We start from the raw sequence: 9,301 nt of genomic DNA on the forward strand, positions 1-9,301 counted from the left end.
TTGAGGTTCTGGGCTTTGATCGCGGACGCGACCTCGGTAACCGTCAGGCCGTAGGCGTCTAAGCGGTTCTTATCCAGGCTCACACGCAGCTCACGCCGATCGCCGCCCGTCACAATCACCGACGATACCCCGGAGACCTGCCCGAGCTGATCTTTCACCACGCGGTCCGCGAGATCACGGATCTCTTTATTGCTGCGCCCGATCTTAGAGCGCATCGCCATGTAAAGAATCGGAGCGGCGCTGGTATTGGCCTTCTGGATCGTGGGAGCATCCACTTCGCGGGGCAGGCGGGCACGGATGGCATCTACCTTGCCCCGCACATCGGCAGCGGCCACATCAGCATTCACACTGAGCAGGAACTCAATTGCGACTACCGAAACCCCCTGCTGGCTGGTGCTGGTGACATTTTTGACGCCATTAACCGAGCCGACCGCATCCTCGATAGGCTTGGTGACAAGCGTCTCGATCTCTCCTGGCCCCGCGCCCGGATAGACCGTGCTGACACTCACAAAGGGAAACTCCACACGGGGGTCTTGCTCCGCGGGCATCTTAAAGAAGCCCTGCAAGCCCATCACCAGCAGCGCCCCGATCAGCATGAGAATTGCGACGGGACGTTTAATCGAGAGGTTTGTCAGCCACATAGTTATTTCTCCGCCACGTCCGTGATCACACGGATCGTAGCCCCATCGCGTAGGGAGTTCTGGCCCACAACAATCACTTGTTCGCCAGCCCGCACGCCACTGCGAATCTCCACAGTCTCTGCGGTTGTCACGCCGAGGATCACTTTGCGCTGCTCGGCAATATTTCCGTTTGCGACAAAAACAGCGAACTCCCCCTCCTCACTCTTGACCAGCGCGTCTTTGGCGGCAAGCACTCCGCGCCGTTTTTCGAGTACCACGCTGCCCCGTGCAAACATCCCAGGACGCAGCATGCGAGCCGTGTTCGGAACCGCGATCCGCACCACAAAGTTCCGGCTTGATGTGCTCCCAGTCGGGTAGAGCTTAGTAACTTGCCCCGCAAAGGCTCGCCCCGATAACGCATCCACTGCCACCGTGACCGGCATCCCTAGCCTCACCTGCGCGATCTCGGTCTCGGGAACCTGCGCCTCAAAGAAGACAGTATCCAGCGCGACAATCGTTAAAAGAGAGCCACTCGGCCCGGCAAGCTGCCCGACCTCGGCGCTTCGTTTGGAGACGATCCCCTCCAGTGAGGAGAAAATCTTCGTATTGGAGACTTGCTGCTGCGCGGAAGCCAGCCCGGCGCGTGCCTGAGCAAGCTGCGCTTGCGCCGAGGAGAGCCCGGCCTGTGCCTGCCCGAGCGCCGCCTTCGCCTGGCTCACTCCCGCCCGCGCCGCCTTGATATCGTCCGTGCGGACATCCACTTGCTGCGTGTTAGACGTTGCCAGCTTCAGCCCCCACTCCGCACGAGCCACTGCCGTCTGAGCCTGGCGCACGGACTCATCGCGCCCCCCGATCTGAGCCAGCTCTAACTGAGACTTGGCCGAGTCGAGCGCGGCTTTGGCGACCCGCTCTTGATTGATGTACTGATCGAGCGTGATCTGGGCGGCGGCTCCCTCTTTCACTAGGATCGCGTAGCGCTTTCGATCACTGGCGGCGCGCTCGTAGTTGGCCTGTGCCTGCGCTACGGCGTTCTCGGCGACCGCGACTTCCTGGGTGCGCTGAGGCTTTTTGGCGATCTCAAGCTGTGCCTTTGCCGACGCAAGCTGCTGCTCGGCATCTTTGACACCCGCATCGCTCTGGGTTCCTGTGAGCTTAAGATTGGTCTGCGACTGCGCGAGCTTGACCTGGGCACTCTGGTGGCCCGCCCTCGCGCTCTCGATCGTGGCCTGTGCGTTCTTAATCCCCGCCTCGGCACTCTTGATACTCGCCTCCGAGGAGCGTACCTGCGAGTCGTAGTCCGAGGAGTCCTGCTGGATAACAAGCTGGCCTTTGCGAACCAGCTCGCCTTCACGAACCGCAACAAAGCTCACACGGGCGCTCACTTTGGCTCCCAGCTCAACAGTCTGAGTGGCCGCAATGGAGCCCGTCACGGAGATCGCGCGGACTACTTCTTTCTCTGTGGCAACCGCAACACGCACAGGCGTTCCCGCGTTGGTCACCGCCCGCAGCTCCGGATTCTTCTCGTCCGCCTTCTTCTGGGGCGCACACCCCGCCAGAAATGCAAGGCTCAGAACAGTGGCGATAGCTAGATTGTTTTTCATTCTTTTTATTCTTTTTTATTCTTTTCCTAGGGCGCGGTCCAAGCGAGCCAGCGCAGTAAGGTAGTCGTAGCGAGCATTGACAATATTGGTTTCAGACTGGGTGAGCGCGGTCTGCGCATCGTTTACAGAGAGCTGAGTGTCCACGCCCTCACGGAAACGAACCTGCGCAATGCGGTACGCCTCGCGGGCTTGATCAACGGCTCCCCAGGCTGTTTGAGCACGTTCGTGGGCATCTTTCACGGCGATAATGGCCTGCTGCACCTCGGCCTTGATACCGTGCTGGAACTGCTCTTTCTGAATCTCGGCGGCGCGCTGATCAGAACGAGCGGCTTCCGCTTGCGCCTTAGACGACCCACCATCGCTCAGGGGAACCGTGAGTGCTACCGAGAGAGAGCCCGTGGTCGAATTGCTGATAAAGGCCGGGTTCGGGTTGTAAGTGCTGGAGAGCACTGCTGCAAGCGAAGGCGCAAGCCCCTTACCATAGAGCTGGATATTCTTCGCCGCTTTGGTGAGAGAGATCTCCGTCTGCCGCGCCTCGGGCCGGGCTGCGAGCGCCGTCGTGATGAGCTTGGCCTCATCCAGTGTAGGAAGTGGATCTTTCTCTTTCATCTGGGTCGGGGCAGCAAGCTCAACGGGTGTCCCTGGATCAACGCCTAGACTATTGGCAAAAGCATTCTTAGAGAGCTGCACTTGATTACGCGCCGAGATCAGGCTCTGCTGGTTATTGGCAAGCTGGGTCTGCGCCCGGAGCACATCGAACTGCGCGACTGTTCCGGCATTGAACTGCGAGCGTGCCACCTTGAGGGCTTCTTCACTCTGCGCCACTGCGGCAGCCGATACCTTCAAGAGCGACTCGGTTCGCAAGAGGCCGTAGTAGCCGCTACGAACCGTGTACTTCGTGTCCATTAACAAGCGCTGGTAATCCAGTACCTGAACCTCAAGCTCCAGATCCCCGAGCTGATTGGCCAGCTTAATCACGCCCGCCAGATCAAGGTTCTGCGAGATGCTCAGGCTCACGGACTGCTGATTCAGATCTATCCCACTGCCAAAACCACCCGAGCTCGCGGGGGGAGTGGGGGTAGGAGTTGCTTCTGCACGGCTTGCAGCGGGCAACTGAACAGGCTGCGCTCCTGGGGGAGCGTTCTGGAGCAGGACGGGGAAAGGATTCTGCACCGCGCCGCCACCCGCCACGCCCCCACCGCCAAAACCGGAACCACCGTTGAGCAGGCGCGTGTAGCTGGCGCGCACACTGGCCTGTGGCTTGCGCCCCGCAAGAATCTGATTGATGGTCTGCTGGGTCTTGAGCGCACGCTCTTTGGACTGCCGCAGGCTGGGACTCTTCTCCTGAGCAAGCTTGAGCGCCTCCTCAAGAGTACGAATCGGAGTGAGGGGCTGCTGCTGTGACCAGCTCACCAGCGGCAGGAATGTCACGCCTAGGAGGAGAAAGAAAGTCTTTTTTTGATGTCTCATTTTTATTTTAGGTTGTTAGAGAGACGACCCTGGGGTCGCCAGTTTCAGGAGATAGTCAATCAGTTGATCCCGATTCGCGCCCTCGGGAGGATTCATCCCCATGAGCTCGGAAAACTTGATCCCATCCATAGCGTACTGAATCACTTGCTGGCGCTCCGCAGGCAAGCCGTCGTTTTCGAGTTCCTGTTTCCAGACAGCGATTCGCTCATGAATGATGCGCAAAAGCGCAGGATCGTTAGCGATAGCAGCGAGCATGCCTGCCCCTTCTTGCGCTTTCACCCCTGCACAGTGGCGAACGCTTTTGATCCAGGCCCGTGTCACACGCCCCGGCACGCCTTCGGGCTCCTGTGCGAGGCAGTCCATCCAGAGCTGGCGATTGCGCTCCAGATGGGTCTTGAGCATCTCGCCGATAAGTGCGTTTTTCGTGGGGAAGTAGTAGAGCACCGCGCCCTTGCTAACCCCCGCTTCCCGCGCCACCAGCTCCAGCGTGAGTCGCGTGACCCCATCGCGCATAACGACGTTGTGCGCGGCATTGAGTAGCTCCTCTAGTTTTTCTGGTTTTCTCATGGTAATTCCTGACCGTCCGGTCAGTTTTTAAAATACCGTCTGGTCAGTCAGTTTGTCAAGGCCCGGGTGGAATTTTTTTTTTGGATGCGCTACACTGAGGCCGAAATGATTGTCGCAACCAAACAACTCTTCGCCCACGCGTACGGCAAGTACGCCCTGGGTGCCTACAATATCAACAACCTTGAGCAGATCATGGGCCTTTTCAAAGGCTGCATTGATAGCCAGGCTCCTTTTATTATTCAGCTCTCCAAAGGCGCACGTAGCTACGCCGATAAGCGCATGCTGGAGGCCATGATCCGCACCGCAGAGGAGATCTTCCCCGAGGCGATCTTCGCGGTGCACTTAGACCATGGCGATGAACAGACTTGCTATGAGTGTATCGAGTCAGGCTTTTATAGCTCAGTGATGATTGACGCTAGCCACTCCCCATTTGAGGAGAATATCGCCATCACCAAGCGCGTTGTGGATGCAGCCCATGCCAAAGGAATCTCAGTCGAGGCGGAACTGGGCATGCTGGGAGGTGTCGAGGAGCATGTGCAAGTAGACGAGAAAAATGCCTGCCTGACCGATCCCGACGAGGCCCTGGAATTTGTCAAGCAGTCCGGCTGCGACTCGCTCGCGTGCGCCATTGGAACCAGCCACGGCGCCTATAAGTTCGCGGGCGGCCAAGGAATCCACTTCGACCGCGTGAAAGCTATCCAGGATCTGCTTCCCGGCTATCCCCTCGTCATGCACGGCTCGTCCTCGGTTCCTCAAGACGAAGTGGCGCGTATCAATGCCGCAGGTGGCGAGCTTAAAGGTGCTAAAGGCGTAGACACCGCACAGTATCTGCCCGCTGCAAAGCTAGGTGTCTGCAAAGTGAACATTGACACCGACGGCCGCCTAGTCTGGACTCGTGTTCATCGCGAGTTCTTCAAGGACAAACCCAGCGATTTTGATTTGCGCACCCCCGGCAAGATCTTCATCGTCGAGTACGCAAAGTTCATCGCCAGCCGCAACGAACTCCTAGGCAGCGCCGGACAGCTTTCCAGTGTCCGCGAGTCCCTTTAAAGATTAGTCTTTCTTCCTAATGAGCCCCTGAATTTTTAGGGGCTCTACTGGATGGTGTCCCCCTCTCAGAACACAAGAATCAATAATGGAAACACTCTTTTTCAAACTCTTTGGAAGATTCCTCTCACCATCGGAACAAGCCGCTTGGCGTGTCATCTTTACCGAGCGCCGCATCTCCGTGTACCATCGTCAAGGCCTTCAGTATATACAAAAACACTCACTCTATAAACCAACAAAGATTAATCTGGGTTCAGGTGATCAAAAAAAAGAGGGTTTTCTGAATGTTGATTTGTTCCCTGGAGGTGATGTCACTCTGGATTTAAGAAAAGATCTCCCTTTTGAATCTGGATCTTGCGATTTCATCTTTTCAGAGCACTGCCTAGAACACTTTGAATACCCTACATCGGCTTATAAATTAGTTAAAGAATGTTTACGAATATTAAAGCCAGGAGGAACATTTCATTTCAGCGTCCCCGAAACAGAGTGGCCACTCAAAGATTATATATCTAAAGGAAAAGAAGGCTATATCGAGCAATGTAACATCCATAAATGGCACCCTGACTACTGCACGACTCCAATGGAACATATTAATTTCCATTTCAGGCAATCAGAAGAGCATAAATTTGCCTACGATTTCGAAACTGCACATAAAATGCTTACGGATGTTGGTTTTACCGATGTCCAACTCCGAGAATTTGATCCCGTACTAGATGCTTCTCACCGAAAAATAGGAAGTCTCTTTGTCTCCGCAAATAAGCCTAGCTAGTGGCAACCACAGAGATGACTGAATGAGCGACGCAAACATCGGTAAGCAGGCGGCAGGAGAAGTGGCGGCTAAGCTGGTTCACGACGGTATGATTGTCGGGATCGGAACGGGCTCAACCGTGGCTTTTTTCATTGAGGCACTCGGGCGGCGTGTTCAAACCGAGGGCTTGAAAATTCGTGGCATTCCTACCTCGGAAGCGACCGTGGCCCACGCGTTGCGCTGGGGAATCCCCTTAGTGCCGCTGACCCCCCAGACCCGTCCGGACCTCACCATAGACGGTGCCGATGAAGCCAATCCCAAGCTCGATCTGATCAAAGGGGCCGGCGGTGCCCTACTCCGCGAGAAGCTCGTGGCGGCGGCCTCCGGGGAGCTTGTGGTCATAGCCGATGCCAGCAAGCGTGTGGCGCACCTCGGAGCCTTTCCCTTGCCCATCGCCATCGTGCCGTTTGCCACACAGAATTTGGTCAGCCAGCTCAAAGAGGAGTTTGAAGTTACGCCCCATCTGCGCCTTCTTGCCAATGGGGAGCCGTTTATCAGCGACGACGGCCTTTATATTCTCGATCTGCCCTTTGGGATCATCCAGCGGCCCGCAATCTTAGACAAACGCCTCAAGATTATGCCCGGTGTTGTGGAGACGGGCATCTTTATCGGGCTGGCAAAGCGAATGCTCCTGGGCCACCCTGATGGGCGCGTCGAAGCCGTCTACCCCGTGGAATAGAGACGTCTACACATAGCGAAGTGAGGAATTTCGGCTTCAAAGAAGCGCTCGCCCTCAATGACAAACCCTAGTTTCTCATAGAAGCCCACCACGGGTTCCTGGGAGTGCAGAAGCGCCTGCGTGAAGCCATATTCGACTAGGGTCGTAAGAACAAACTCCATCAGCGCCCCCCCGATTCCCTCACCACGCCGCGCTGAAAGTACCGCCACCCGCCCGATCTTCGCAACCCTGTAGCCTTTATTGACGACCCGTGCCACGGCAACGGGCGTGTTGCTCTCCCAGGCCAGAAAGTGGAGCGCCGACGCATCATCGCAATCCCGCTCGATCTCCTCAGGGACGCACTGCTCCTCGGTAAACACTCGACGTCGTAGCGACAGACACGCCGCGAGGTCGTCGTCCGTGGCAACGAGGCGACAAATGAGGTTCATTTTGGCCGAGCACGCTCGCCGCGCAAAATTAACTTTTCGGCGTTGCGACTGATGAGCCTGGTGCCGATAAACTCTTGGTCAGCCAGCGGGTTGACGAGCACCGTGGTGAGCCCCACACGGTTTCCAGCGACCATGTCAGTGAAGAGCTGATCACCGACCATGGTGGCCTCGTTGGGAAGAACCGCCATTAGTTCCAGGGCTTTAAGCACGCCCGCTCGCCCCGGTTTTCCGGCGTTGCCCGGGACATGGTGAATTCCAAGCGTCTCCGCAATCCGTGCCAAGCGCACTGGGCGGCGGGTGTTGGAGCAGAGGCAGACCCCGATTCGAGCGGCTTTGACGGCCTCCAGCCACTCTAAAATATCACTAGGAATCTCATCGCCGTGCCACGCAGCGAGCGTGTTGTCCAGATCAGAAACAATCCCGCGAATGCCTCGCCCGTGCAGCCAGGCCAAGTCCAGCTCACTGACGCGGCGGATCATCCGGTCGGTTTTGAGCAAACTCATGGGCGGGCACTCCGGCGGACACGGGCGATATTAGCGCGGTGCTCAGCAAATGTCTTCGCAAAAACATGGCCCTTGGCCTCACCCTGAACGTAGAAAAGATAGTCACTTGTCTCGGGAGCGAGGGCGGCTTTAAGCGACGGCAGGCCAGGGCTGCAGATCGGGCCAGGGGGAAGCCCTGCATGTAGGTAGGTGTTGTAGGGCGAGTTGATCTTGAGATCCGCAAAAAGCAAGCGCGCCTTGTGCTCGGGCAGCGCATACTGCACCGTCGCGTCTATCTGGAGCCGCATATTTTTCTTTAGCCGGTTGTAGATCACCCCCGCAATCTTGGGACGATCCTCATCGGTCTCCGCCTCTCGCTCGATCAGTGAGGCAACAATCAGCGCCTCCCGGGTTAGCGTCAGTGCCTTGGTCTGCTTCTGAAATTGTCCGCCGAGCTGGCTGACAATTTCCTTAGCGGTGACATTTTTGGCAAAGGCGTAGGTATCGGGGAAGAGCTTGCCTTCGAGCCCTTCCGTGAGCTGCAAGAACTCGCTCTCGTCCGCCAGCACGCCTTTTTCTTTTAGCCGCGCTGCGATCTTCTTGATCGTAAAGCCCTCGGGGATCGTCACGCGGGTCGAGGAAACCTCGCCACGATTGAGCTTTTGGTAGATTGCCTCGGGAGTGTCGGAGGGTGAGAAGGCATAGATTCCCGGCAGGATTGTCCCTGTCGCCACTTTCTTGAAGTAGCCCGCGGAGCGAATAATCTTCTTCTCTTCCAGCAGGTGCCCGACCCGAGAGATGCTCGCGCCCTCGGGCACACGCACCTCAACCACACCAGCACCTGGCCCGACGACCACGGGACGCCCATCACTGCCACAGCCCACGAGCATAAGTGTGGATATAGGCATAATAAGTATAAGTAGAGCCCCAGTAGCCCGTATTTGTCTGTTCACCGGCTTCTCAAGTAACTTTCTAGGATTTGTACCGCTGCGGCCTGATCAATCACCGCCTCGCGCCGTTTGCGTGAGACTCCGGCAGCGATCAGATCAGCCTGCGCCTCTTGCGACGAGAGAAACTCGTCCTGGAGGATTATCGGCAGTGGGGTTGCTTGTGCAAGAGTGGCAGAAAATTTTTCGCAGTGGAGTGTCCAGTCGTTCTTAGTGCCTTGAAAGCTCAGCGGTAGCCCCACCACAATAGCATCCACCGCCTCACGCTCCGCCCAGCCAAGAATCGCCGCGATATCCTCTGCGCGAGAGCGTGCCCGCACGAGAGTTACGCAGGGGTACGCCCCAAAGCCTAACGCATCGGCCACAGCAATCCCGATGCGCTTTGTTCCCAGGTCAACTCCCAGCAATCTCACTGGTGTTAGTTCTATCACAACCGGGGAACCACTGACCAACTTCGGGCATTAGAGAAGCAAGAGATCAGGACAAAAGACCGGGAGCAAACACCTGCTTGACAAACAAAAATAGAACGGATAAACTCTTGGAAGCGAACGAAGATTTGCTGAAATTTGTTTTCCGCTTTACTTTGTTGGAGCGGAGTGTTTAGCCAGAAGGTGAGTATTATCATGGTGTGGGAAAGTAGCAACGGGGGGAA

General features: G+C 56.8%; 11 protein-coding genes. 3 read left to right on the plus strand and 8 right to left on the minus strand.

The features are described 5' to 3' along the window. The 4 genes from ACH2EH_RS19705 to ACH2EH_RS19720 form a co-directional block, all read right to left on the minus strand. Positions 1-641 (minus strand): efflux RND transporter permease subunit (locus tag ACH2EH_RS19705; protein WP_395144357.1); only part of this gene is annotated, 641 nt, incomplete at its 3' end. 2 nt (positions 642-643) lie between these two features. Further along, complete coding sequence (locus ACH2EH_RS19710) at positions 644-2,221, minus strand: efflux RND transporter periplasmic adaptor subunit (protein ID WP_395144359.1); 1,578 nt, start codon at positions 2,219-2,221, stop codon at positions 644-646. A 15-nt stretch (positions 2,222-2,236) separates the two neighbouring features. Continuing rightward, positions 2,237-3,691 carry a TolC family protein gene (locus tag ACH2EH_RS19715; protein ID WP_395144361.1) on the minus strand — a complete coding sequence of 485 codons (1,455 nt, stop codon included), beginning with the start codon at positions 3,689-3,691 and terminating at the stop codon, positions 2,237-2,239. Positions 3,692-3,706: 15 nt separating this feature from the next. Then, a complete protein-coding gene (locus tag ACH2EH_RS19720) occupies positions 3,707-4,258 on the minus strand; it encodes a TetR/AcrR family transcriptional regulator (protein WP_395144363.1) in 552 nt (183 codons plus the stop codon). A 105-nt stretch (positions 4,259-4,363) separates the two neighbouring features. Between ACH2EH_RS19720 and ACH2EH_RS19725 the strand changes: the two genes are divergently transcribed. The 3 genes from ACH2EH_RS19725 to rpiA all read left to right on the plus strand — a co-directional run bounded on the left by ACH2EH_RS19725 (position 4,364) and on the right by rpiA (position 6,792). Continuing rightward, positions 4,364-5,308, plus strand: a complete 945-nt coding sequence (locus tag ACH2EH_RS19725; RefSeq protein WP_395144375.1) for a ketose-bisphosphate aldolase — start codon at positions 4,364-4,366, stop codon at positions 5,306-5,308. Positions 5,309-5,393: 85 nt separating this feature from the next. Beyond that, a complete protein-coding gene (locus ACH2EH_RS19730) occupies positions 5,394-6,074 on the plus strand; it encodes a class I SAM-dependent methyltransferase (RefSeq protein WP_395144364.1) in 681 nt (226 codons plus the stop codon). Between the two features lie 22 nt (positions 6,075-6,096). Continuing rightward, a complete protein-coding gene (gene rpiA / locus ACH2EH_RS19735; RefSeq protein ID WP_395144366.1) occupies positions 6,097-6,792 on the plus strand; it encodes a ribose-5-phosphate isomerase RpiA in 696 nt (231 codons plus the stop codon). Here the strand turns inward: rpiA and ACH2EH_RS19740 are convergent. From ACH2EH_RS19740 to ruvX, 4 genes are read right to left on the minus strand one after another with little or no spacing between them, the layout of a single operon-like run. Beyond that, on the minus strand, positions 6,777-7,220 hold the full coding sequence (locus ACH2EH_RS19740; RefSeq protein WP_395144368.1) for a GNAT family N-acetyltransferase: 444 nt from the start codon (positions 7,218-7,220) through the stop codon (positions 6,777-6,779). The two genes, rpiA and ACH2EH_RS19740, sit on opposite strands and share 16 nt — an antisense overlap. Further along, complete coding sequence (locus tag ACH2EH_RS19745) at positions 7,217-7,723, minus strand: YqeG family HAD IIIA-type phosphatase (RefSeq protein WP_395144369.1); 507 nt, start codon at positions 7,721-7,723, stop codon at positions 7,217-7,219. The genes ACH2EH_RS19740 and ACH2EH_RS19745 overlap by 4 nt, the downstream gene beginning before the upstream one ends. Beyond that, positions 7,720-8,610, minus strand: a complete 891-nt coding sequence (gene mltG / locus ACH2EH_RS19750) for an endolytic transglycosylase MltG (RefSeq protein WP_395144371.1) — start codon at positions 8,608-8,610, stop codon at positions 7,720-7,722. Before mltG ends, ACH2EH_RS19745 begins: the two co-directional genes overlap by 4 nt. Positions 8,611-8,651: 41 nt before the next feature. Next, the gene (ruvX, locus tag ACH2EH_RS19755) at positions 8,652-9,062 is read right to left on the minus strand and encodes a Holliday junction resolvase RuvX (RefSeq protein WP_395144373.1); all 411 of its coding nucleotides are present in this window, start codon (positions 9,060-9,062) and stop codon (positions 8,652-8,654) included. Between the last annotated feature and the right edge of the window lie 239 nt (positions 9,063-9,301).

Origin of the sequence: Armatimonas sp. (genome assembly GCF_043760365.1) — a bacterium.
In the GTDB taxonomy this organism is placed as follows: Bacteria; Armatimonadota; Armatimonadia; order Armatimonadales; family Armatimonadaceae; genus Armatimonas.